The sequence below is a fragment of the Microbacterium paludicola genome (assembly GCF_015235415.1).
Classification (GTDB): Bacteria; Actinomycetota; Actinomycetes; order Actinomycetales; family Microbacteriaceae; genus Microbacterium; species Microbacterium paludicola.
Genome location: NZ_JADGLL010000013.1, coordinates 45,295 through 68,157 on the forward strand (window position 1 = coordinate 45,295; position 22,863 = coordinate 68,157).

18 protein-coding genes are annotated in these 22,863 nt (G+C 71.7%); 10 read left to right on the forward strand and 8 right to left on the reverse strand.

The window, feature by feature from the left end; all coding sequences use genetic code 11:
- The first annotated feature begins 16 nt into the window (after nt 1–16).
- The 7 genes from IR155_RS07310 to IR155_RS07340 all read left to right on the forward strand — a co-directional run bounded on the left by IR155_RS07310 (nt 17) and on the right by IR155_RS07340 (nt 8,781).
- Nucleotides 17–1,561: an ABC transporter ATP-binding protein gene (locus IR155_RS07310; RefSeq protein ID WP_135114191.1), complete on the forward strand. Its 1,545-nt coding sequence runs from the start codon at nt 17–19 to the stop codon at nt 1,559–1,561.
- Nucleotides 1,558–2,820, forward strand: coding sequence for an ABC transporter permease (locus tag IR155_RS07315; protein ID WP_135114192.1), 1,263 nt, complete (start codon nt 1,558–1,560; stop codon nt 2,818–2,820). The genes IR155_RS07310 and IR155_RS07315 overlap by 4 nt, the downstream gene beginning before the upstream one ends.
- Nucleotides 2,817–4,094 carry an ABC transporter permease gene (locus tag IR155_RS07320; protein WP_135114193.1) on the forward strand — a complete coding sequence of 426 codons (1,278 nt, stop codon included), beginning with the start codon at nt 2,817–2,819 and terminating at the stop codon, nt 4,092–4,094. The genes IR155_RS07315 and IR155_RS07320 overlap by 4 nt, the downstream gene beginning before the upstream one ends.
- 1 nt (nt 4,095) lies before the next feature.
- The gene (locus IR155_RS07325; protein WP_135114194.1) at nt 4,096–4,518 is read left to right on the forward strand and encodes a cytidine deaminase; all 423 of its coding nucleotides are present in this window, start codon (nt 4,096–4,098) and stop codon (nt 4,516–4,518) included.
- Complete coding sequence (locus tag IR155_RS07330; RefSeq protein WP_135114195.1) at nt 4,515–5,834, forward strand: thymidine phosphorylase; 1,320 nt, start codon at nt 4,515–4,517, stop codon at nt 5,832–5,834. The genes IR155_RS07325 and IR155_RS07330 overlap by 4 nt, the downstream gene beginning before the upstream one ends.
- Nucleotides 5,835–5,910: 76 nt before the next feature.
- Nucleotides 5,911–7,017, forward strand: coding sequence for an adenosine deaminase (locus tag IR155_RS07335; protein ID WP_135114196.1), 1,107 nt, complete (start codon nt 5,911–5,913; stop codon nt 7,015–7,017).
- Between the two features lie 381 nt (nt 7,018–7,398).
- Nucleotides 7,399–8,781: an MFS transporter gene (locus tag IR155_RS07340; protein ID WP_135114197.1), complete on the forward strand. Its 1,383-nt coding sequence runs from the start codon at nt 7,399–7,401 to the stop codon at nt 8,779–8,781.
- Nucleotides 8,782–8,866: 85 nt separating this feature from the next.
- Here the strand turns inward: IR155_RS07340 and IR155_RS07345 are convergent, their stop codons facing one another.
- Complete coding sequence (locus tag IR155_RS07345; RefSeq protein ID WP_135114198.1) at nt 8,867–10,513, reverse strand: thiamine pyrophosphate-binding protein; 1,647 nt, start codon at nt 10,511–10,513, stop codon at nt 8,867–8,869.
- Between the two features lie 287 nt (nt 10,514–10,800).
- Here IR155_RS07345 and IR155_RS07350 point away from each other — a divergent pair, with 287 nt between their 5' ends.
- On the forward strand, nt 10,801–12,720 hold the full coding sequence (locus IR155_RS07350) for an FAD-binding monooxygenase (protein WP_135114199.1): 1,920 nt from the start codon (nt 10,801–10,803) through the stop codon (nt 12,718–12,720).
- A 33-nt stretch (nt 12,721–12,753) separates the two neighbouring features.
- Here IR155_RS07350 and IR155_RS07355 read toward each other — a convergent pair whose 3' ends face one another.
- From IR155_RS07355 to IR155_RS07380, 6 genes are all read right to left on the reverse strand, one after another.
- Nucleotides 12,754–13,494 (reverse strand): IclR family transcriptional regulator, encoded by a 741-nt coding sequence (locus IR155_RS07355; RefSeq protein ID WP_135114200.1) that lies wholly within the window; start codon nt 13,492–13,494, stop codon nt 12,754–12,756.
- 131 nt (nt 13,495–13,625) lie between these two features.
- The gene (locus IR155_RS07360; protein WP_135114201.1) at nt 13,626–14,774 is read right to left on the reverse strand and encodes a mannitol-1-phosphate 5-dehydrogenase; all 1,149 of its coding nucleotides are present in this window, start codon (nt 14,772–14,774) and stop codon (nt 13,626–13,628) included.
- 3 nt (nt 14,775–14,777) lie between these two features.
- Entirely contained in the window at nt 14,778–16,901 is a 2,124-nt protein-coding gene (locus IR155_RS07365) for a PTS mannitol transporter subunit IICBA (protein ID WP_135114202.1), read from the reverse strand.
- 51 nt (nt 16,902–16,952) lie between these two features.
- Nucleotides 16,953–18,563: a phosphoenolpyruvate--protein phosphotransferase gene (ptsP, locus tag IR155_RS07370; protein ID WP_233441147.1), complete on the reverse strand. Its 1,611-nt coding sequence runs from the start codon at nt 18,561–18,563 to the stop codon at nt 16,953–16,955.
- 100 nt (nt 18,564–18,663) lie between these two features.
- The gene (locus IR155_RS07375) at nt 18,664–18,933 is read right to left on the reverse strand and encodes an HPr family phosphocarrier protein (RefSeq protein ID WP_135114204.1); all 270 of its coding nucleotides are present in this window, start codon (nt 18,931–18,933) and stop codon (nt 18,664–18,666) included.
- Nucleotides 18,934–18,946: 13 nt separating this feature from the next.
- Nucleotides 18,947–19,279, reverse strand: a complete 333-nt coding sequence (locus IR155_RS07380; RefSeq protein ID WP_135114205.1) for a PTS sugar transporter subunit IIB — start codon at nt 19,277–19,279, stop codon at nt 18,947–18,949.
- Nucleotides 19,280–19,394: 115 nt separating this feature from the next.
- Here IR155_RS07380 and IR155_RS07385 point away from each other — a divergent pair, with 115 nt between their 5' ends.
- On the forward strand, nt 19,395–21,332 hold the full coding sequence (locus IR155_RS07385; protein WP_135114206.1) for a BglG family transcription antiterminator: 1,938 nt from the start codon (nt 19,395–19,397) through the stop codon (nt 21,330–21,332).
- A gap of 61 nt (nt 21,333–21,393) precedes the next feature.
- On the opposite strand, the gene IR155_RS07390 is transcribed toward IR155_RS07385, so the two are convergent.
- Nucleotides 21,394–21,654 (reverse strand): HPr family phosphocarrier protein, encoded by a 261-nt coding sequence (locus IR155_RS07390; RefSeq protein ID WP_135114207.1) that lies wholly within the window; start codon nt 21,652–21,654, stop codon nt 21,394–21,396.
- Nucleotides 21,655–21,864: 210 nt separating this feature from the next.
- Between IR155_RS07390 and IR155_RS07395 the strand changes: the two genes are divergently transcribed.
- Nucleotides 21,865–22,794 (forward strand): hypothetical protein, encoded by a 930-nt coding sequence (locus IR155_RS07395; RefSeq protein WP_135114208.1) that lies wholly within the window; start codon nt 21,865–21,867, stop codon nt 22,792–22,794.
- Nucleotides 22,795–22,863: the final 69 nt, after the last annotated feature.

The window sequence follows — 22,863 nt, forward strand, 5'->3', positions numbered from 1 at the left end:
ACGGTAGGGTGCCCACATGAAGCTCGAGCTCCGCGGAATCACCAAGCGATTCGGCAGCCTCGTCGCAAACGACCACATCGACCTGACCGTCGAACCGGGTGAGATCCACGCGCTTCTCGGCGAGAACGGCGCCGGCAAGTCGACGCTGATGAACGTCCTGTACGGCCTCTATCAGGCCGACGAGGGCGAGATCCTCCTCGACGACCAGCCGCAGCGCTTCCGCGGCCCCGGCGACGCGATGGCCGCCGGCATCGGCATGGTGCACCAGCACTTCATGCTGGTGCCGGTCTTCACCGTCGCCGAGAACGTCGCGCTCGGTCACGAGTCGACGCGCCTCGGCCGGCTCGACCTCGACGCCGCGCGTGCGCGCGTGCGCGAGATCGCCGACCGCTTCGGCTTCGACGTCGACCCGGATGCGCTCGTCGAGGACCTGCCGGTGGGCGTGCAGCAGCGCGTCGAGATCATCAAGGCGCTCGCGCGCGACGCCGAGGTGCTTGTGTTCGACGAGCCGACGGCCGTGCTGACGCCGCAGGAGACGGACGAGCTGATGGCGATGATGCGCCAGCTGCGCGACGGCGGCACGGGCATCGTCTTCATCACCCACAAGCTGCGCGAGGTGCGCGAGGTCGCCGACCGCATCACCGTCATCCGCCGCGGCACGGTCGTCGGCGAGGCGTCCCCGCAGTCGACGAACGCCGAGCTCGCAGCCCTCATGGTCGGCCGCGCGGTCGAGCTCACGGTGCACAAGGGCCCCGCCTCGCCCGGCGAGGGCGGGCTCGAGGTGCGCGATCTGCACGTGCGCACCGCCTCCGGCGCGGTGGTCGTCGACGACGTGAGCTTCGACGTGCGGCCAGGGGAGATCCTCGCGATCGCCGGCGTGCAGGGGAACGGCCAGACCGAGCTCACCGAGGCCCTCATGGGGCTCCAGTCCCACGTGACCGGATCGATCACGCTCGACGGCCGCCAGCTCGTCGGCGAGGGGGTCAAGGACATCCTCGACGCGGGCGTCGGCTTCGTCCCCGAGGACCGCAAGGTCGACGGCCTCGTCGGCGGCATGTCGATCGCCGAGAACCTCGTGCTCGACCGCTCGTCGTCGCCGGAGTTCGTCAGGGCCGGCACACTGATGCGCCGCGCGCTCGACGGATTCGCGCGCGATCGGATCGAGGAGTTCGACATCCGCGCCCAGGGACCGCTGACCCCCGCGGGCACGCTGTCCGGCGGAAACCAGCAGAAGGTGGTCGTCGCTCGCGAGATGAGCCGCGAGCTGAGTCTGCTGCTCGCCTCCCAGCCCACCCGCGGCGTCGACGTCGGATCCATCGAGTTCATCCACTCCCGGATCGTCGCCGCGCGCGACGCGGGAGTGGCGGTGATCGTGGTGTCGACCGAGCTCGACGAGGTCACGGCGCTCGCCGATCGGATCGCGGTGATGTACCGGGGCAGGATCGTCGGCATCGTCCCGGCAGACACACCGCGCGACACACTCGGCCTGATGATGGCCGGCGCACAGGAGAACGAGAACGCCGCAGGCGACGCACTGCGCGAGCGGAGCGAGTCGAAGTGAGCGAGACCCTTCCGGCGCCCCAGGCGCCACAGCCCCACACCGCGGCCGAGGCGCCGAGGTCGAACACGGTCCTCCGCGAGATCCTGCGCGGCAGCGTCGTCACGACGGTGCTCGCGCTCGTCGCGGCGTTCGTCGTCGGCGGCATCCTCATCGCGGTGACGGACGAGGACGTGGCCGAGTCGGCCGGGTACTTCTTCGCGCGGCCCGGCGACACGCTCGCCGCGATCTGGTCCGCCGTCGCCGGCGGCTACGAGGCGCTGTTCCGCGGCGCGATCTTCAACACCCGCGCGGACGACTTCGTCGGCGGCATCCGCTCGCTCACGAACTCGCTGGGCGCCGCCGCCCCGCTGATCGCCGCCGGGCTCGGCGTCGCGGTCGCGTTCCGCGTCGGCCTGTTCAACATCGGCGCCCAGGGCCAGATCGTCTTCGGCGTCGCGTTCACCGCGCTGATGACGTTCCGCCTCGACCTGCCGCTCGCGCTGCAGCTTCCCATCACGCTGCTCGGCGGCATCATCGGCGGCGCGATCTGGGCCGGCATCGCGGGAGTGCTCAAGGCGCGCACCGGTGCACACGAGGTGATCCTCACGATCATGCTCAACTACGTCGGCGTGCTGTTCGTCGAGTGGATGGTCAGCACGCAGGGAGTGCTGCAGAAGGCCGGCACCACGCAGCCGATCTCGAACCCCACTCCGTCCGGCGCCGTCTTCCCCGATCTCGGGCCGGCCTTCCCGAACCTCGACCTCGGCTTCCTGTTCGTCATCCTCGCGACCGTGTTCGTGTGGTGGCTGCTCGAGCACTCGAGCCTGGGCCTGCGGATGCGGGCGGTGGGGGAGAACCCGCACGCGGCGCGCGCGGCGGGCATCTCGGTGCCGCGCATCTACATCTACGCGATGCTGTTCGCCGGCGGCCTCGCCGGTCTCGCCGGCATGAACCAGGTGCAGGGCGCCGTGACCAGCGGCTTCAACCAGCACATCGACGCGGGCTTCGGCTTCGACGCGATCACCGTCGCGCTGCTCGGCCGCAGCCGCGCGTGGGGCACGTTCGCGGCGGGCCTGCTGTTCGGCGCGCTGAAGGCGGGCGCGTACCAGATGCAGGCGGCCGGCATCCCCGTCGACTTCGTGCTCGTTGTGCAGGCGCTCGTTGTGCTGTTCGTCGCCGCGCCGCCGCTGGTGCGGACGATCTTCTTCCTGCCGAAGGACGACGCGGAGAAGAGCGCCAAGGCGCGAGCCAAGGCCCTGCGGAAGGCGGTGGCCCAGTGAGTGCCGTGACCACGATCCCCGAGAGCGCCGCGACCGCCGCGGTGAGCGTGCGGCATCCGAAGGTGCCCGTCACCCTCGGCATCGCGACGGCTCTGCTCACGGCGCTGTTCCTGTTCGGCGCACGCGACGGCGTGACCACGTTCCGCCTGAGCGGCGGCGAGGCGCTGCTCGCCCTCGGCGACGTGAGCGTTCCCGCCGGGCCCACGGTCTGGGTCGTCGTGGTGCTCCTGCTCGCGCTCACGGCATACGCGTCCGTGCAGGCGTGGCGCTACCGGACGCCCCGCGTCTGGGTCGCGCTCGCCTTCGGCGTGCTCGCGCTGTTCGCGTTCCTCACCTGGGCCGGCGCGGGCGGGCTCGTGCCCGTCGTGAGCCTGCTGGCGGGTGCGCTCTCGATCTCGGTGCCGATCGTGTTCGGCGCCATGGGCGGCGTGATCGGCGAGCGCGTGGGCGTCGTCAACGTCGCGATCGAGGGTCAGCTGCTGCTCGGCGCGTTCAGCGCCGCCGTGCTCGGCAGCCTCACCGGCAACCCCTACGTGGGACTCATCGGCGCCATGATCGGCGGCGTGCTCGTCTCGCTGGTGCTCGCTGTGTTCGCGATCAAGTACCTTGTCGAGCAGGTCATCGTCGGCGTCGTGCTGAACGTCCTCGTGATGGGCCTGACCGGCTTCCTCTACGGCATCCTGCTGGTGCCGAATGAGGAGCTGCTGAACCGCCCCGCGACGTTCCCGCGCCTGCCGATCCCCGGCCTGGTGGAGATCCCCGTGCTCGGGCCGGTGCTGTTCAACCAGCCGTTCATCGTGTACCTGATGTTCATCACGGTCGCCCTCGTCGCGTGGGGCCTGTACCGCACGCGCTGGGGACTGCGCCTGCGCGCGGTCGGCGAGCACCCGCAGGCCGCCGACACCGTCGGCATCAAGGTCAACGCGACGCGGTTCTGGAACGTCAGCCTCGCGGGCGTCATCGCCGGTGCCGGCGGCGCGTACTTCACGCTGGTGTCGGTGCCGCAGTTCGGCGAGGACATGACCGACGGCCTCGGCTTCATTGCGCTCGCGGCCGTCATCTTCGGCCGGTGGGACCCGATCCGCGCGGCGCTGGCGGCCCTGCTGTTCGGCTTCGCCACCAACCTCCAGAACCTGCTCACCGTGCTGGGATCACCGATCCCCGGCCAGTTCATGCAGATGCTCCCGTACGTCGTGACGATCCTCGCGGTCGCGGGCTTCGTCGGACAGTCGCGGGGCCCCGCCGCCGCGGGCAAGCCGTATATCAAGGGATGAGATGACAGACGCCACCGCGTGGTCGGGCGACATCGACTGGGACGAGCTCCGCGCCGTCGCCACCGAGGCCATGCACCACGCCTACGCCCCCTATTCGCGCTACAAGGTCGGCGCCGCCGCGATCGCGTCGGACGGCCGGATCGTGTCCGGCTGCAACGTGGAGAACGCCGCGTACGGCGTGACGCTGTGCGCCGAGTGCGGGCTCGTGTCCGAGCTCCACCGCAGCGGCGGCGGCCAGCTCGTCGCCTTCGTGTGCGTTGACGGCACGGGCGCGACGATCATGCCCTGCGGCCGGTGCCGCCAGCTGCTGTTCGAGCACGCGGTCCCCGGCATGCTGCTCGAGACCGTCTCGGGCATCCGCACGATCGACGAGGTGCTGCCGGATGCCTTCGGGCCCCGCGACCTCGAGGAGGCAGGACGATGAGCGACACCCTCACCGGGACGGCGGCGGTCGAGCCCTTCGACGCGGTCGACGTCATCCGCGCGAAGCGCGACGGCGGCCGGGTCGACGAGGACGCTCTGCGCTGGATGATCGACGCGTTCACGCGCGGCTACGTGGCCGACTCGCAGATGGCCGCGTTCGCGATGGCCGTGCTGCTCAACGGCATGGACCGCGACGAGATCCGCGTGATGACCGATGCGATGATCGCGTCGGGGGAGCGGATGAGCTTCGCCGGGCTGGGCAAGCCGACGGTCGACAAGCACTCCACCGGCGGTGTGGGCGACAAGATCACCCTGCCGCTGGCACCGCTGGTGGCGGCGTTCGGCGTCGCCGTGCCGCAGCTCTCGGGCCGCGGCCTCGGCCACACGGGAGGCACGCTCGACAAGCTCGAGTCGATCCCCGGGTGGCGCGCGGCGCTCACGAACGACGAGATGACCGCGCAGCTGCGCGACATCGGCGCGGTGATCTGCGCCGCCGGCTCGGGCCTCGCGCCCGCCGACAAGCGCCTGTACGCGCTGCGCGACGTGACCGGCACGGTCGAGGCGATCCCGCTGATCGCGTCGAGCATCATGTCGAAGAAGATCGCCGAGGGCACGGACGCGCTCGTGCTCGACGTGAAGTTCGGATCCGGCGCATTCATGAAGGACTTCGACCGGGCGCGTGAGCTCGCCCGCACGATGGTGGAGCTCGGCACCGACTCGGGCGTGCGCACCACGGCGCTGCTGACCGACATGAACACGCCGCTCGGGCTCGCGATCGGCAACGCCAACGAGGTGCGCGAGTCGGTCGAGGTGCTCGCCGGTGGCGGCCCCGCCGACGTGGTCGAGCTGACCGTGGCGCTCGCGCGCGAGATGCTCGCCCTCGCGGGTCAGCCGGACGCCGACGTGGCGGCCGCGCTGCGCGACGGCCGCGCGATGGACGCGTGGCGCCGGATGATCCAGGCGCAGGACGGCGATCCGGATGCCGCGCTTCCCGTGCCGAACGAGACGCACACGGTGGTGGCGCCGCGCGACGGGTACGTCACCCGCCTCGACGCCTACGGCTTCGGCGTCGCCGCGTGGCGCCTGGGCGCCGGCCGCGCCCGCGCCGAGGATCCGGTGCTTCACTCGGCGGGGATCGACCTTCACGCCAAGCCCGGCGACCGCGTCGCCGCGGGCCAGCCGCTGTTCACCCTGGGCGGGCCGGACGACAGCCGCTTCACCCGCGCCCTCGACGCGCTCGACGGCGCGTGGGAGCTCGGCGACGCCGCGCCCGAGGGCACTCCGCTTGTGCGCGAGCGCATCGCGGCCACATCCTGAACACCGACGGTCCCCGAGGGGGCTCTCGACTCGCCGCCGGCTCGCCGGGGCGGACACCGACCGCGAGGAGCGCACAATGATCGATCCGTTCGGAGACGCCCGCGTGGAGGGCGTGTCGATCCGCAGCCTGCCGAAGGTGTCGCTGCACGACCACCTCGACGGCGGCCTGCGGCCCGACACGATCGTCGAGCTCGCCGACGCGGCGGGAATCGATCTGCCCGAGACCGACCCGACGCGGCTCGCCGCCTGGTTCGGGCGGCAGAGCGAGGCCGGCTCGCTCGAGAAGTACCTCGAGACGTTCGCCGTCACGACCGCCGTCATGCAGACCCGCGAGGGCCTCACGCGCGTGGCGCGCGAGTTCGTCGAGGATCTCGCGGAGGACGGCGTGATCTACGGCGAGGTGCGCTGGGCGCCCGAGCAGCACCTGCAGGGCGGGCTGACCCTCGAGGAGGCCGTCGAGGCCGTCCAGGAGGGCATCGAGGAGGGCGAGGACGCCGCGGATGACGCCGGCCGCAGCATCCGGGTGGGGCAGCTGCTGACCGCGCTGCGCCACAACGGCCGGTCGGCGGACATCGCCCGCCTCGCCGTGGACTTCCGCGACGAGGGCGTCGTCGGCTTCGACCTCGCCGGCCCCGAGGAGGGTTTCCCGGCCTCCGGCCATCGCGAGGCGATCGACATCGTCAGCGGGGCGTTCCTGCCGACGACCATCCACGCGGGGGAGGGAGCGGGCCTCGACTCGATCCGCTCCGCGCTGCTCGACGGCCGCGCCCTGCGGCTCGGCCACGGCGTCCGCATCGCCGAGGACCTGGATGTCGTCGCCCGCGAGGGCGAGGAGGTGCGCGTGCGCTTCGGCGACCTCGCGCGCTGGGTGCGCGACCGCGAGATCCCGCTCGAGCTGTCGCCGTCGTCGAACCTGCAGACCGGCGCCATCGCGGCGTGGGGGAAGCAGCTCGACGACCACCCGTTCGACCTGCTGTACCAGCTCGGCTTCGCCGTGACGGTCAACACCGACAACCGCCTGATGAGCCGCACCTCGCTGACGCGCGAGCTCGCCCAGCTCGTCGCCGCCTTCGGCTACGGCCTCGACGACCTCGAGACCTTCCAGCTGAACGCCGCGGCGGCGGCCTTCCTGCCCATCGAGGAGCGCGAGGAGCTCATCGAGCTCATCGGCGAGGGTTTCTGATTCTTCGCGGCTCGCACGCTCGCGCCGGCGCTGGCGCGCCGGACACTCGCGAGCGAGGGCGCTGTCGCTTCGCTCCATCGCCGGCAGCGCTTCGCGCTGCGGGGCCCCATCCGGGGCACGCTCGCTTCGCTCGCACGGGTTCGCTCCGTTCGCTCGCGCGCGGCTGGCACGCTCGCGACGGCGCTGAGGACCTCAGGCAACAATACTGACCGATCGGTCGCTTTGTGCTGGCTCCGCGGTCGCGCGTGGTGTAGCGTCGCATCCGGATCGCCCGATTCCGTATGCGAACAGGGTGTTCCATATGCGAACAGCCCGTTCGCGGAGTCCTTCCCTCGAACCGGCGCGACGATGCGCCGCATGCCTTTGACCAAGGGAGGTCAGATGTCATCCCGAGACGCAGCCCCCGGCACGCTCACCCCCACCGGCACCATCGCCAGTCCCGTCGACCGTCGTCGCGTGGTCGTCGCCACCGTCGTCGGCACCACCGTCGAGTGGTACGACTTCTTCACCTACGCCTTCGCCGCCAGCTCGGTCTTCGCGGTGCTGTTCTTCCAGCCGGCAGGCGAGTCTCTCGCCCCGATCTGGTCGACGATCACGATCGGCGTGAGCTTCCTGTTCCGCCCGCTCGGGGCGTTCCTCGCCGGGCACTTCGGCGACAAGATCGGCCGCCGGCCGATGCTGGTCGCGACGCTCATCCTGATGGGCGGCGCGACGATGCTCGTCGGCATGCTTCCGACGTACGCCGCGATCGGCGTCGCGGCCCCGATCATGCTCGTGTTCCTCCGCATCCTGCAGGGCCTGTCGGCCGGCGGCGAGTGGGGCGGCGCGGTGCTTATGGCCGTCGAGCACGCGCCCAAGAACCGCCGCGGTCTGTACGGCGCGATGCCGCAGATCGGCGTGCCGATCGGCCTGCTGCTCGCCAGCGCCGTGGTCGGCGTCATGCGCCTCATCACCCCCGACCAGGAGAGCTTCCTCGCCTGGGGCTGGCGCGTGCCCTTCCTGCTGAGCTTCGTGCTGATCTTCGTCGGCTACTGGGTGCGTCGGCGGGTCGAGGAGAGCCCGGTGTTCGAGGAGATCGCCGAGCGTCGCGAGCAGGCGAAGATCCCGGTCGTGCGCCTCTTCGCCCGGTACGCGCCGCTTGTGCTCCTCGCGGCCTTCGTGTTCGTCGGCAACAACGCGGTCGGCTACATGACCACCGGCGGCTTCATCCAGAACTACGCGAGCAACCCCGACGGTCCGCTCGCGCTGAACCCCGCCGCCGTGCAGTGGGCGATCGTCGCCTCGGCCGTCGCCTGGCTCGTGACGACCCTCGCCGCGGGCATCCTGTCCGACCGCTTCGGCCGGCGCACGGTCTACATCGGCGGCTGGATCGTGCTGGCCCTCACGGTCGTCGCGCTGTTCCCGCTGGTCAACACCGGCACGATCGGCGGGCTGACCGCGGGTGTCGTGCTGCTCGGCCTCGGTCTCGGCCTGACCTACGGCGCGCAGTCGTCCTGGTACTCGGAGCTGTTCCCCGCCTCCGTGCGCTTCTCGGGCGTCTCGATCGCCTACGCGATCGGCTCGATCTTCGGCGGCGCGTTCGCCCCCACGATCGCCACGGCGATCCTCGGGTCGACGGGCTCCACCACGGGCATCACCTGGTACCTCCTCGGCACCGTCGCGGTGTCGATGCTCGGCACGCTGCTGCTGCGTGACCGCAAGGGGATCGACCTCTCGCCGGCGAACGAGGCGAACCAGGAGAAGCGCATCTACATCTGGAAGTGACGGCGGGGGCGCCTCCGCGCTCGCGCAGTGCTCCACGTGAAGGCCGCCCCGGCTGCTCTGCCGGGGCGGCCTTCTCGTGCGCGGGTCAGCTGTTGAAGCGGATGACCTCGTGCTGGTACGGGGCGATGACCGATCCGGAGATGCGGAGGTCGAGGACGAGGAACGGGCGCGTCGCGACGGGCTCGGCCGCCCACGCAGCGAGCCGGTCGAGGTCGGCGAGGCGCTCGACGACGACGCCCTCGGCGCCCGCGGCGCGACCGAGCGCGGCGAAGTCGACCTGAGGGATCCGCATGGGCCCCTCGTGAAGGCCCTTGAGACCGTAGAGGTTCACCTCGGCGCCGTAGGCGGCGTCGTTCCAGACAACGGCGAGGCCGCGACCGGCCGCGCTGCGCACGGCGGTCTCGAGGTCGGCGAGCGCCATCAGCCCGCCGCCGTCGCCCGTGGTCAGGACGATCGCGGCGTCCGGGTCCGCCTGGGCCGCGCCAGCGACGCTCGGCCAGCCGAGCCCGATCGACTGGAACGCCGTGCCGATCATGATCATCCGGCCCGGCGATGCCACCGGCCAGAACATGTTCGCCCAGGCGATGAAGTGCCCGCCGTCGCTCACCACCACCCGGTTCTCGGGCAGCAGCTCGCCGATGCGGGCCGCGGCGGCACGCGGATCGAGGCGGCCGTCGGGGGCGAACTCGCCCTCGACGACCTGGCGGCGCAGGGCCGCCACGTCGAGACCGTCGCGCCACGTCGCCGTCGCGTGCGCGGCCGCGACCTCGTCCGCGAGCAGTTCGGCGACGACGCGCGCGTCGCCGCGGACGTACTCGCCCACGCGAGGGTGCGTGGCGGTCGGGGCGATGTCGACCTGGATGAGCCGCGCCTCCGGGGCGAGCAGCTCGCCGAAGCGCATCGTGAAGGGGCTGAGGCTCGCGCCGATCGCGACGACGACGTCCGCGGTGCGGATGAGCTCCATCGCCGCGGGCGCGCCGAAGCCGCCGGTGACGCCGAGGTCGTGGGCGTGATCCGGGAACACTCCCCGTCCGAGTGCGGTGGTGGCCGTCACAGCCCCCGCCGCGTCCGCGAGGCGCCCGAGCGCGTCGCCGGCTCCGGCGAGCCAGGCGCCGCGCCCGGCGAGCAGAACGGGCCGCTCGGCGCCGGCGAGGGCGAGTGCCGCGCGGCGGATCGCCGCCCGGCCGTCGGGCGTCGGGGCGATCGGCCGGGGGAGGCGCGGCTCGGGCAGGTCCGGGACGGGACCCGCCTCGAGCGTCGGGGTGTCGTAGGGAAGCGCGAGCACAACGGGGGTGCGGTTGGCGAGCGCGTGCTCGATCGCGATGACCGTAGTGGCCGCCGCGTCGAGGCGGCCGACCGTATAGGTGCGCACTCCCACGGCCGAGGCGAGCGCGATCTGATCCACGTCCCAGGGGCGCGGTCCCGCGGTCGGCTGGTCGCCGACGACGAGCACCAGCGGGATGCGGGCCTGGGCCGACTCCGCCAGTGCCGTGAGCGTGTTGGTGAACCCGGCGCCGTAGGTGGTGCTCGCCGCGGCGATCCGGCCGGAGACGCGGAAGTGCGCGTCGGCGGCGACGACGGCGCCGGCCTCATGCCGCACGGCGGTGTAGGCGGTGCCGGTGTCGCGCAGCAGGGCGTCGAGGAAGTAGGCGTTGCCGTTGCCCATCAGACCGAACACCTGGTCGATGTGGCGGGAGAGGGCGGCGGCGACATGCGCGGAGACAGACGGCATCGGATGCCTTTCGAGACGGGGTGGACGAGCCGGCAGGCGCCGTGCGTGCGGCACCGGGTCAGATACTCCGTATGTGTCTCGCCGCCGTCATCGGCAGTGCTTCGTGCCCCTTTTTCGAGCACCGGCCTCAACATCGTCGGCCGGACGGGCACGATCCTAATCGGTTGCGGTCGTCCTTAGGCATTCGTAGACTTTCCGTGATCGATAAGCGAACAGCGTGTTCGATATGCGATCACGGGCGTTACCCGCGACGACGCGGGCGCAGGGCGAGGATCGAGGGAGATCGCGTGCAGTTCCACCACCACGGCTACGTGTCCGGCGACCCGCGCGTGCAGCCGGCCGAGGGCATCGGGCTCGACCGCTCGCCGGAGCTTCCCGACGAGATGGACGTCCTGATCGTCGGCGCGGGGCCCGCGGGCATGATCGCCGCGGCGCAGCTCGCGCAGTTCCCCGGCATCTCCACGCGCCTGATCGATCGGCGTCCCGGGCGGCTCGCGGTGGGACAGGCCGACGGCATCCAGGCGCGCAGCGTCGAGACGTTCCAGGCGTTCGGCTTCGCGAACCGGATCACCGAGGAGGCGTACCGCATCACCGAGATGTGCTTCTGGAAGCCCGACCCGGAGAACCCGCAGAACATCGTCCGCTCCGCCCGCACCCCGGATGATCCGCACGGGATGAGCGAGTTCCCCCACCTGATCGTGAACCAGGCGCGTGTGCTCGACTACTTCGCCGAGTACGCGCGGAACGCCCCCGGACGCCTCGAGCCCGACTGGGGCTGGGAGTTCGTGACGCTGCGGGTGGAGGACGAGGGCGACCACCCGGTGGTCGCCACGCTGCGCCGCGCAGAGGGCGCGGGCGCATCGGCCGGCGTGGCGGAGGGCGAGGAGCGCACCGTCCGCGCCAGGTACGCGATCGGCGCCGACGGGGCGCGCAGCCGGGTGCGCGAGGCGATCGGCCGCAAGCTCGTCGGCGACCAGGCCTTCCACGCGTGGGGCGTCATGGATGTGCTCGCCGAGACCGACTTCCCCGACATCCGCACCAAGTGCGCCATCCAGTCGCACGACGGCGGCAGCATCCTGCACATCCCCCGCGAGGGAAACCACCTGTTCCGGATGTACGTCGACCTCGGCGAGGTGCCGCCCGACGACAACGGCCGCGTGCGCCAGACCACGCAGGAGGAGGTCGAGGCGCGGGCGAACCGCATCCTTCACCCCTACACGCTCACCGTGAAGAACGTCGCCTGGCGCAGCGTCTACGAGGTCGGCCACCGCGTCACCGACAAGTTCGACGACGTGCCGGCCGGTGAGGACGGGGCTCGCACGCCCCGCGTGTTCATCGCCGGCGACGCGTGCCACACGCACAGCGCGAAGGCCGGCCAGGGGATGAACGTGTCGATGCAGGACGGCTGGAACATCGCCTGGAAGCTTGCGCACGTGCTCGAGGGGCGGGCGCCCGAGGCGCTGCTCGACACCTACTCGGCCGAGCGCCAGCAGGTGGCAGTGAATCTGATCGAGTTCGACAAGCAGTGGTCGACGCTCATGGCCGCGAAGCCCGAGGAGATGGAGGATCCGTCGGCGCTCGAGGACTTCTACATGAAGACCATCGAGTTCCCGGCGGGATTTATGACGCAGTACGGGCCGTCGATGATCATGGGGACGGATGCGCATCCGCAGCTCGCGGGGGGGTTCCCGGTCGGCAAGCGCTTCAAGTCGCACCCGGTCGTGCGGGTATGCGACGCGAACCCGCAGCACCTCGGCCACCACCACCGGGCGGACGGCCGCTGGCGGATCTACGTGTTCGCGGACGCGGCGGCGCCGGGCGAGGCCTCGCGCACGACGGATCTCGCCGAGTGGCTCGCGTCGTCGCCGGACTCCCCGGTCGTCGCCTTCACGCCGGAGGGTGCCGACGTCGACGCGTGGTTCGACGTCAAGGTCGTGTACCAGCAGGACCACACGCGGGTCGAGACGAACGACGTGCCGAGGCTCTTCCTGCCGAAGGTCGGTCCCTTCCAGATCGTCGACTACGAGAAGGTGTACGCGGCGGATCCCGCCGACGACATCTTCGAGGCGCGCGAGATCAGCCGCGACGGGGCGATCGTCGTCGTGCGGCCCGACCACTACGTGGCGCAGGTGCTGCCGCTCGACGCGATCGACGAGCTCGCCGCGTTCTTCTCGGGGGTGTTCGCGGCGCAGCGGGCTGCCGTCTGAGGCGCGCGTCGGAAGGCGTGCCTGACGCCGGCCCTACGCCCCGAAGGCGCGGGCGATGCCGGCGGCGGCGGCGTGCAGCCGCTCGGCCAGTTCGGGCTCGGGGCGGGTGAGTGAGACGTGGATCGCCGCGACGGCGGCGAGCGGCTGACCCGGCAGCACAAGCGGCACGGCGACGGACCAGAGGGATGCCACGACCTCGTCGTGGCTCGTCGCGTAGCCCCGCTCCCGGCTGAGCTCGATCTCCTCGCGCAGCTCGGGCGACGCATCCCGCGGCCACGCGGTGTCGGGAAGCTCCATCAGCAGGGCCTTGCCGGGTGCGCCGCGCGTGATCGGATGCCGGTGGCCTGGCTGGTACGACACGGCGACCGTCCGGCGCGGGGGAGTGCTCACGACCGTGATCCCCTCATCCGACTCCAGCAGCACGAGCAGGCAGGTCATGCCGAGATCGTCGGCCGCCTCGGCGAGCTCGGGAAGCGCTGCCTGCTGCAGGTCGCGCGAGACGCTCGCCGCGAGCGCCGCGAGGCCCGCGCCCAGCGAGACGAGGCCAGAGCCACCACGCGAGACGAGCCCGTGGTCCTCGAGCGTGCGCAGCAGTCGGTAGGCGACCGAGCGGTGCACCCCGAGGGAGGCCGCGAGCTCGTCGATCGACATCGCGCGGTCGGCCGCCGCGAGCACCTCCAGCAGGCGGATGCCGCGGCTCAGCGTCTGCGATCCGGCCTGCGCGCCCGAGTGGGAGGCGGCGGATCCGGCGGATGTCTCGGTCGGCGTGGCCACGTGCTCGATCCTATGCCGCGGCGTTCGATTATCGAATGGCCCGGACCGCCGGCGGCCCCAGAAACAGAGGATCCCGCCGGATCCGGGGCATGCGCCACGGACCCGGCGGGATCCTCTGCTGTCTTCGCGACCTACGCCGCCTGCGCGCGCTCCACGACCTGCGCGATCCGGGCGAACAGGGGGTGCTCGGGCTCGAGGCCCGTCACCTGCGCCGTGAAGGCCGCGGCGTCGAGCTCGCGCAGCAGGCGCTGCAGGTCGACCGACTGCTCGTCCTCGGGATCGTCGAACGCGAGGAGGGCGCCGACCGCGGCGAGGAGGCCGTCCACCGGCAGGTCGCGCTCGACGGCCTCCGCCGCCGGGCCGACGAAGCGCTCGTGGCGCGACAGCTTGCGCAGCGGCTGGCGCCCGACGCGCCACACGGTGTCGGGAAGGGCCGGGTTGCGGAAGCGGCCGAGGATCGTCGCCCGGTACTGCGCGAGATCCGCCGGGTCGAACCCGTGCTTCGCGGCCAGCAGCGCCGAGGTCTCCTCGAGCGCCGCCGCGACGCCGTCGGCCACGGCCGTGTCGGCGAGTGCGTCGGAGATCTTCTCGAGGCCCGCGCGCGCACCGAGGTAGGCCGCCGTCGCGTGACCCGTGTTCACCGTGAAGAGCTTGCGCTCGATGTACGGCGCGAGGTCGTCCACGAAGTGGGCACCGGGGATCGACGGCGGGGTGTCGCCGAACGGCGGCCGCTCGATGGCCCACTCGAAGAACGGCTCGACGGTCACGTCGATGCCGTGACCCTCGGGCTGGCCGGGAACGATCCGATCCACCGCCGTGTTGGCGAACACGGCCCGGCCGGCGAGGGCATCCCAGCCCTCGCCCGCCGAGTCCTGCATGTGCTGGCGCAGCGTGTCGGTCGCGCCGATCGCGTTCTCGCACGCCATCACCTGCAGGGGAGCGGCATCCGGATCCCGCCGCGCGAGACCCGCGACGATGTGCGGCGCGATGAAGCGCAGCACCGTCGGGCCGACGGCGGTGGTGACGACGTCTGCCGTCGCCACCTCCGCCGCCACCGCATCCGGATCGGCCGCGCTGTCGATCGCGCGGAAGCCGGTCACCACACGATCGCGGCCCCCCTCACCGACCTCGTGAACGGTGTACTCGTCTGCCGCGTTGATCGCGTCGACGAGCGCCGTCGCGACGTCCGAGAACACCACCTCATACCCGCCCTCATGAAGCAGGAGCCCAACAAAACCGCGTCCGATGTTGCCCGCTCCGAAGTGGACCGCTTTCGCCATGGATCAGCCCTCGTTCACCGTCTTGAGCAGCGTGTACAGCTCCTCGGGCGTCTCGGCCCGCTTGAGCTGCTCGACCTGCTCCTCGTCCGAGAAGAGCAGCGCGACGTTCTGCAGCAGGCCGAGGTGCTCGTCACCGCGGCCGGCGATGCCGACGACGAACGTGACCTTGTCGCCGTCCCAGTCGACGCCGCCGTCGTAGCGGACGACGGTCAGGGCCGAGGCGAGCACCGCGTCCTTGGCGTCGTTCGTGCCGTGCGGGATCGCGAGCTCGTTGCCCATGAACGTCGAGACCGTCTGCTCACGGGTGAGCATCGCGTCGTAGTACTTGCCCGTGACGGCGCCGGCGGACCCGAGGATGTCGGCCGCCTCGCGGATCGCCTCGTCACGCGAGACCGAGCCGGCGTGGATCCGGACGCTTCCCTGCGTGAGCACACCCTCCGACGCCGCGGCGCCGGAGTCGACGGCCGCCGCGGCGGCGCGCGCCTCGGCACGCGTGGCCGGAGCGTCGGTCGCCGGGGTCGGCGTGGCGACGAAGCCGGCGCCCTCATCCGTCGGCTCGCCGTGCTCGGCCTTGGTCTCGTCGGCCGACTGCTGCACGAGCAGCATCTGCACGATCTCGTCGTACTTCGGCGAGTTCATGAAGTTGTCCACCGAGACGTGCACCGCCGACTGCTCGCGCTGGCGGGCGCGGTCGGTCAGCTGCTGCTGGGTGACGACGAGATCCGCGGATCCGTCGAGCGCGGCGATCGCCTTGTTCGTGACGTTCACTCCCTCGATGCCGGCGGCCTTGAACTTGTTGCGCAGCACGCTGGCGCCCATCGCGGACGAGCCCATGCCGGCGTCGCACGCGAACACGACGCGCTCGATGGTGTGCGCCGGGGCGGTGAGGGTGGCGGTGCCGCCCGCGGCACCCGCACCAGCGAGGCCGCTCAGCGTGGCCGACGACTTGCCCTTGTTCGCCTGCGTCCGAGCGACGGCCGTGGCGAACCCGTCCGAGCCGGCCGCCTCGGCGGCGAGGTCGCGCTTGCGGCTCGCGCGCAGGATGACGGCGGCGATGAGGAACGACACCAGCGCCGACAGGACGACGGAGAGGATCACGCCGACGTAGCTGTCACGCGCGGTCTGCGCGAGCACCGCGATGATCGATCCCGGCGCGGCGGGGGCGACGAGGCCCGACTGGAAGATCGCGTTCGTGCCGACACCGGTCGCACCACCGGCGATGACCGCGAGGAGCAGAGCAGGCTTCATCAGGACGTACGGGAAGTAGACCTCGTGGATGCCGCCGAAGAACTGGATGATCGCCGCGCCGGGCGCCGAGGCGCGCGCGGCGCCCACCCCGAACAGGGTGAAGGCGAGGAGGATGCCCAGGCCGGGGCCGGGGTTCGCCTCCAGCAGGAACAGGATCGACTTGCCCGCCTCGGCCGACTCGGCGGTGCCGAGCGGCGTCAGGACGCCGTGGTTGATGGCGTTGTTGAGGAAGAAGACCTTGGCGGGCTCGATCAGGATGCTGGTCAGCGGCAGCAGGCCGTTGTCGACAAGCCATCCCACGGCGCCACCGAGGAGGTCCATGATCCAGTTCACGATCGGCGCGAGCACGTAGAACGCGAACACCGCGGCGATGAATCCGAAGATTCCCGCCGAGAACATGTTCACGAGCATCTCGAAGCCGGCCTTGATCTTGCCTTCCCACAGGGCGTCGAGCTTCTTCATGACCCAGGCCGCGAGCGGACCCATGATCATGGCGCCGATGAACATGTGGATCTGGCCGATCTCCTTCTCTCCCGCCGCGACGAGATCCTCGTTGAGGAGGGCGATCAGCCAGTCGGAGCCGGCGATGGCGCCGAACGTGGCGACGGCTCCGACCACGGCACCGCGCGTCTCGTAGACCATGCGACCGCCCTGGTAGGCGATCAGGATCGGCAGCAGGTAATGGATCATCGGGCCGACGATCGACTCGAGCGCCGGATTGGGCGTCCAGCCCACGGCGATGAAGAACGCTGTGAAGATGCCCCACGCGATGAGCGCGGGGATGTTGGGCATGATCATGCCGGAGAGGAACGTGCCGAACTTCTGCACGCCGACGCGGATGCCGCCGGGCGCCTTCGCCGCGACCTGGGTGTCAGTCATGATGACTCGTCTTTCTGCTGTGTTCTGCTGTGATTTCGGGTGGGAGAGGTGTCAGGAGGCGGCAGCGGCCTGCGCCGCGGCACGAGCCGCGGGCGCGTCGTCCGCATCGAGGGCCGCCTGCGCGATGCGCCGGGCGTCCTCGATCGTGTAGCGGCCGAGCGAGAAGCGCACGTCGGCGAGGGCCGCGGGCGCCATCGACAGCGTGGTCGCGCCGAGACCGACGAGCACGACGGCGAGCAGCGGATCCGCGGCGGCCTCGCCGCAGATGCCGACCGGCTTTCCATGCGTCCGTCCCGCCTCGCCGACCGCGGCGATGAGCTTCAGGACAGCCGGATGCCACGGATCCTGCAGGGTCGCGACCGAGCCGAGCAGGCGATCCGCCGCCATCGTGTACTGCGTCAGGTCGTTCGTGCCGATCGACGCGAAGTCGGCGTGGTTCAGCACGCGCTCGGCGAGCAGTGCGACCGCCGGGACCTCGACCATGACGCCTGCGGTCTTCAGGCCCAGCTCGTGCGCGAGCTCGGTGAAGAAGATCGTCTCCTCCACCGTGGCGACCATCGGCGCCATGACCCACAGGTCGGCGTCGCTGTCGGCGTCGGCGCGCGCGAGCGCCGTGAGCTGGTCGCGGAGGATCTGCTCGTTCGCCCGCAGGGCGCGGAGGCCACGAAGCCCGAGGGCGGGGTTCTCCTCCTCGGCGTCGTTGAGGAACGGCAGGGGCTTGTCGGCGCCGGCGTCGAGCACGCGCACGACGACCTTCTTGCCCGCGAAGGCGGCGAGCAGTTTCGTGTACTCCGCCTGCTGCGCCTCGACCGTCGGGGCCTCCTTGGAGCTCAGGAACAGGAACTCGGTGCGGAACAGGCCGACGCCCTCCGCGCCCAGCTCGAGCGCCTCGCCCGCGCCCTTCGGGGAGCCGAGGTTGGCCAGCAGCGGAACGGGCGTGCCGTCGGCGAGGGCGCCGGGGGTGACCGGAGCCGCGACGGCCGCCGCGCGCTCGTCCGAGCGCCGCTGAGCCTCGGCGAGCTGCTGGTCGGTCGGCGAGGCGACGACCGCGCCCGCCGCGGCATCCACGATCACGACGTCGCCCTCGGCGAGGCCGGTCGCACCGGATGCGCCGACGACCGCGACGATCCCCTTCTCGCGGGCGAGGATCGCCGTGTGCGAGGTCGGGCCGCCGTCGGTGGTGACGAGCGCGAGCACGCGGTTGGGGGAGTCGGGATCGAGATCCAGCAGCGCCGTGTCGGCCGGTGCGAGATCCGGAGCGAGCAGCACAAACGGGTGCCCCGGCGAGGGGACGCCCGGCGCCGGCTCGCCGCGCAGGTGCGCGATCACGCGCGCGGCGACGTCGTCGAGGTCCGCGGCGCGCTCCCCGAGGTAGCCGCCCACGGCCTCGAGCGTCGCGCGGAACTCGGCGAACGCGTCGTGCACCGCCCACTCGGCGGTCTTGCCCTCGTCGAGGCGGGCCTGCACTGCCTCCTCGAGCGAAGGGTCCTCCGCCATCATCGCCTGCGCCTCGAGCACGTCGTGGGCGGCACCGCCCGCGGCCTCGGCGCGGCGCGTCAGCTCGGCCGCGACCGCGCCGACGGCCTCGCGCACGCGCGCGGCCTCGTCCTCAGGAGAGCGCTCGCTGCGCGTGTCCTTCGGCGCCGGCGTGCGCTCAGGCATCCGCGCGATCGGCCCCTGGGCCACGCCCAGGCCGATGCCGACGCCGCTGATGGTGTCGCTCACTTGGTCTCGTTCCGCTCGTGGGTGCGTCGCATCGGGATCACTGCGCGTCGTGGTCGGTGACAAGAAGCTGCTCGAGCGTGTCGAGCACGCCCTCCGCGCCGTCGCCCTCCGCGGTCAGTGTGACCTCGTCCCCCTGCTCGACGCCGAGCGCGATGACACCGAGGATGCTGGCGGCGTTGACGGGCTTTCCGTCGCCCTTCGCGATCGTGACCGGGATGCCGGCCTCCTTCGCCGCCTGCGCGAACAGTTTCGCGGGGCGCGCGTGGAGTCCGTGAGACGAGCCCAGCTGAAGGGTGCGAGTGGCCATGGTGATCCTTTCGTCAGGCGGGCTCCGCGGCCGCGGAGTCCACGTCGGAGGGGGCGGCGACCGCGAGCGCGAGCGCTCGGCTGCCGTCACCGTCGGTGAAGATGTCGTCGGGCAGCAGCACGACGCGCACTCCTCGCGGTCTCGCGAGGGCGCGGATCTCGTCGAGCGAGCGCTCGAGATGCGGACCGACCATCACGACATCCGCCGTGTCGAGGTCGGTCGCGAGGGAGGGGGCGGCGCCGGCGATGGCCGTGAGATCGATGCCGGCCGATGCGGCGGCACGACGAAGCCGCAGCGCGACGAACGTACTGGACGCGCCCGCACCGCACACAACGAGGATCCTCATCGATTCCCACACATCCCTTCGGAATCGATCCTGATCTTCCGCTGGGAGCGGCGCAACGAGGATTGTTTCCGCCCCCGCGGAAGATCCCGCGTGCGCGCGTGATTGACTTGCGGATATGACGAGGCGGCGGCAGGACCGGGTGCTCGGCATCCTGATCCGCCGCGGCGACTGGGTGACGGCCGCGACGCTCGCCGATCAGCTCGGCGTGACTCCGCGCAGCGTCCGCAGCTACGTCACGGCCGTCAACGCGCGGGTGCCGGGCGACGAGGCGATCGAGTCGGGGCCCGCCGGATACCGGGCGACGGGAGCCGCCGCGGCCGTGCTGCGGGCCGGTGCCGAGGTCGATCCCGGAACGCCCCGCGAGAGGCTGCACGGCGTGGTCCGCGCGCTGCTCGACGCCGACGACGGGATCGACGTGCACGAGACGGCGGACAGGATGCACGTCAGCTCCGCCACGCTCGAGGCCGACCTCGGACGCGTGCGGTCGCTGCTGGGAGACGGTGCGGGGCTGACGCTGGTGCGCGCGGGCTCGCGCATCCGGCTCGTCGGCTCGGAGCTCGCCCAGCGGCGGTTCGTCAGCCGGGTCGCCCACGACGAGATGGACGAAGGGGCCTTCGACCTCGAGGCCCTTCGCCGCGCCGCCGACGCGATGGCGATCCCGTCGGAGGCGCTCGGGGCGTTCAAGACCGACCTCGTCGCGCGGCTCGGCGAGCTCGGGTACTTCGTCAACGAGTTCGCCGCCGCGGATGTCGTGCTGCATGTCGCGATCGCCGCCGACCGCGTCGCGCAGGGGCGTGCGCTCGACGCGGTGCACGGCGACCCGGAGCCCGCCCGCGCCCGCCTCGCCGACATCGTCGGAGAGCTCACGAGCCGCCACTTCGGGGTCGAGCTCGGTCAGGGCGACCGCCTCCACCTCGCGGCGCTGCTGCTCACGCGCGTCGTCGTGCCCGGTTCGCGCGAGGAGCCCGCCGTCGCGCCGGACCCGCGTATTGCGGCCGTCGTCCGCACGGCGGTCGAGCGGGCGGCCGAGTCGTACCTCGTGGACATCGCGCACGACGACTTCGTCGAGCGTCTCGCGCTGCACGTGCAGAACCTCGTGCACCGGGCACGCGAGCAGGCGTGGTCGCGGAACCCGCTCACCCGCACGCTGAAGTCGGCGTATCCGATGATCTTCGACGTCGCCGTCTCGATCGCCGGCGAGCTGTCTGTCACGCTCGGCGTTCCCATCCACGACGACGAGATCGCCTACATCGCGATGCACGTGGGAGGCCGCCTCGAGCGCAGCCGCCGCGCCGAGACGATGCTCACGGCGACGATCGTGTGCCCCGGCTACTACGAGCTCCACGAGCTGCTGCGCTCGAGCGTCGACCGCTCGCTCGGCCGCTCGATCGAGGTGACGGGCGTCGAGACCCGCGTCGACCCCGACTGGTCGGCGATCGACTCCGATCTCGTCCTCACCACGATCGAGCCGCCCGTCCACGTCACGGGACTTCCCTCGGAGCGCATCGTGCGGATCCAGCCCTTCCTGACCGACGCCGACGTGGAGCGCGTGACCGCCGCGGCGGGGCGCGTGCGCCGGGCCCGCCGCCTCGGCCGGCTGCGCGCGGAGCTCGCCCGCTACTTCGCGCCCGGCGCGTTCCTGCGGGGAGTGGATGCGTCCCGCGGCGAGGAGGGCGTCATCCGGGATCTCGGAGCGCTGCTCGTCGCGCAGGGAGTGATCGGCGACGACTACGTCGACAGCACGATCGAGCGCGAGCGGCTGTCGTCGACGGCATTCACCGAGACGCTGGCCGTGCCGCACGCCCTGAAGATGACCGCCGCGCGCACCGCGATCGCGATCGGGATCAGCGAGCAGCCGATCACGTGGGGCGATGCGCGGGTGCATGTCGTCGCCCTCGTCGCCTTCAGCGAGAGCGACCGCCCGGCCTTCCAGACGGTGTTCGAGCAGCTCGTCGAGGTGTTCGGCGAGCCGGAGAGCGCGCAGCGCCTCGTCCGCCGCGGGGTCGACCTGTCGTCGTTCCTCGACGAGCTCGCCGCCGTGATCGACGGCTGACCCTCGGGCGCGTCGAAGCCGGCGACCTCGGGCACTGCTCCGGACGAGTCGAGCGTGGTCGTCACACCCCGCGCGGATCGAGCAGGCCGGCCGCGGTCTCCAGCGCGGCCTCCGCGTCGGGCCCCTCGGTCTCGAGAACGATCTCGGCACCGCGCTCCAGCGCGAGGTCCATCACCGCGAGCACGCTCGCCGCATCCACCGTCGCGCCCGCCGTGCGGATCCGGATGCCGCCCTCCCGCTCCTGCGCGAGCCTGGCCAGCTCGGCCGCGGGCCGCGCGTGCAACCCCGCGTGAGCGGTGATCACGACCCGTCGCTGCGCCATGCGCCCACGCTACCGGCCGGGGATCCGTCGAGCCCGCATCCTTTCGCCCACCCGGCATGACATCAGGCGCGGGTTCGCCGAAAAGGCGCGGGTTGGGCGTGAGACGGCGGGAGGAGGCCGGGCCGTCCACAGGGAGCCGGTAGGGGCGGGCTGTGCACATCTCGCCTGCCCGGTGACATGCCGTGGGGGAGGGGCGCGAGGATCGCGAGCATGGCTTCGGAGATCCAGATCTACTCGCGCCGGGAGCTCGATGCGCTCGGGATGTCGGATCGCGCGATCCGGCGCGCTGTCGCCGAGAAGCGTGCGATCGCGATCCGGCCGGGCAGATTCGTGACGGCCTCCGAATGGAACGACCTCTATGTTGAGGCACGGCAGCGAGTGCGGGCCGCAGCCGCGGCCGACGCCTGCGCCGTCGCGCCGATCCACTGTCATGTCACGGCGGCGGCTCTGCACGGCCTGCCGCTCTTCCGCATCCGGGATGAGCGCGTGCATGTCCTCAGCCGCGCTGACCGGGCAGCGGCGAAGAATCGGCTCGTCATGCGACACGAGGATGCGTTCTCGGATGACGACCTGGAGGAGCACAACGGCTTCCTCCTGACGACCATCGATCGCACGGTCTTCGATCTCATCCGGCTGCTGACACCGGAGGCGGGGGTCGCTCTCGCGGATGCCGCCCTGCGAGCGGCACCCGACGCGGAGGCGCTGCGCGCGGCGATCGAAGAGCGGATCAGCCGCGCGAGCGGCGCTCGCGGCATCCGTCGCGCGCGGGCGGTGCTCGCCTTCGCGGACCACCGTGCCGAGTCACCGGGCGAGAGCGTGAGTCGCTGGTACCTTCACGTCCTCGGTTTCGAGGGCATCCAGATCCAGGTGACCTTCGCAGGCCCCGACGGCACGGAGTTCCGCCTCGACATCAAATTCCGCCATGGGTGGGGCGAGTTCGACGGCGCGGCGAAGTATGCCGATCCTGCGTTCCTGCGGGGGCGCACGCCCCAGGAAGCCTTCCTGGACGAGAAGCGGCGCGAGGACTGGGTGCGCGGTCGATCGCAGGAGCCGTTCGCTCGCTGGATGGACAAGGACATGCCCGACGCTCGCACGCTCGGGGCCCATCTCGCGGCGTTCGGCATCACCCCGTCGTCCTGAACCCGTACGTTCTCGCCGACCCGGCACGCGATGTGACGCGGGTTCGCTGAGAGGGATGTGGGCTCGGGG

Bases quoted from the DNA above. Each gene is read 5' to 3' on its own strand.
- IR155_RS07310 (WP_135114191.1), top strand. From the start codon at position 17: ATGAAGCTCGAGCTCCGCGGAATCACCAAGCGATTCGGCAGCCTCGTC.
- IR155_RS07325 (WP_135114194.1), top strand. From the start codon at position 4,096: ATGACAGACGCCACCGCGTGGTCGGGCGACATCGACTGGGACGAGCTC.
- IR155_RS07330 (WP_135114195.1), top strand. From the start codon at position 4,515: ATGAGCGACACCCTCACCGGGACGGCGGCGGTCGAGCCCTTCGACGCG.
- IR155_RS07335 (WP_135114196.1), top strand. From the start codon at position 5,911: ATGATCGATCCGTTCGGAGACGCCCGCGTGGAGGGCGTGTCGATCCGC.
- IR155_RS07340 (WP_135114197.1), top strand. From the start codon at position 7,399: ATGTCATCCCGAGACGCAGCCCCCGGCACGCTCACCCCCACCGGCACC.
- IR155_RS07345 (WP_135114198.1), bottom strand. From the start codon at position 10,513: ATGCCGTCTGTCTCCGCGCATGTCGCCGCCGCCCTCTCCCGCCACATC.
- IR155_RS07360 (WP_135114201.1), bottom strand. From the start codon at position 14,774: ATGGCGAAAGCGGTCCACTTCGGAGCGGGCAACATCGGACGCGGTTTT.
- IR155_RS07365 (WP_135114202.1), bottom strand. From the start codon at position 16,901: ATGACTGACACCCAGGTCGCGGCGAAGGCGCCCGGCGGCATCCGCGTC.
- ptsP (WP_233441147.1), bottom strand. From the start codon at position 18,563: ATGCCTGAGCGCACGCCGGCGCCGAAGGACACGCGCAGCGAGCGCTCT.
- IR155_RS07375 (WP_135114204.1), bottom strand. From the start codon at position 18,933: ATGGCCACTCGCACCCTTCAGCTGGGCTCGTCTCACGGACTCCACGCG.
- IR155_RS07380 (WP_135114205.1), bottom strand. From the start codon at position 19,279: ATGAGGATCCTCGTTGTGTGCGGTGCGGGCGCGTCCAGTACGTTCGTC.
- IR155_RS07385 (WP_135114206.1), top strand. From the start codon at position 19,395: ATGACGAGGCGGCGGCAGGACCGGGTGCTCGGCATCCTGATCCGCCGC.
- IR155_RS07390 (WP_135114207.1), bottom strand. From the start codon at position 21,654: ATGGCGCAGCGACGGGTCGTGATCACCGCTCACGCGGGGTTGCACGCG.
- IR155_RS07395 (WP_135114208.1), top strand. From the start codon at position 21,865: ATGGCTTCGGAGATCCAGATCTACTCGCGCCGGGAGCTCGATGCGCTC.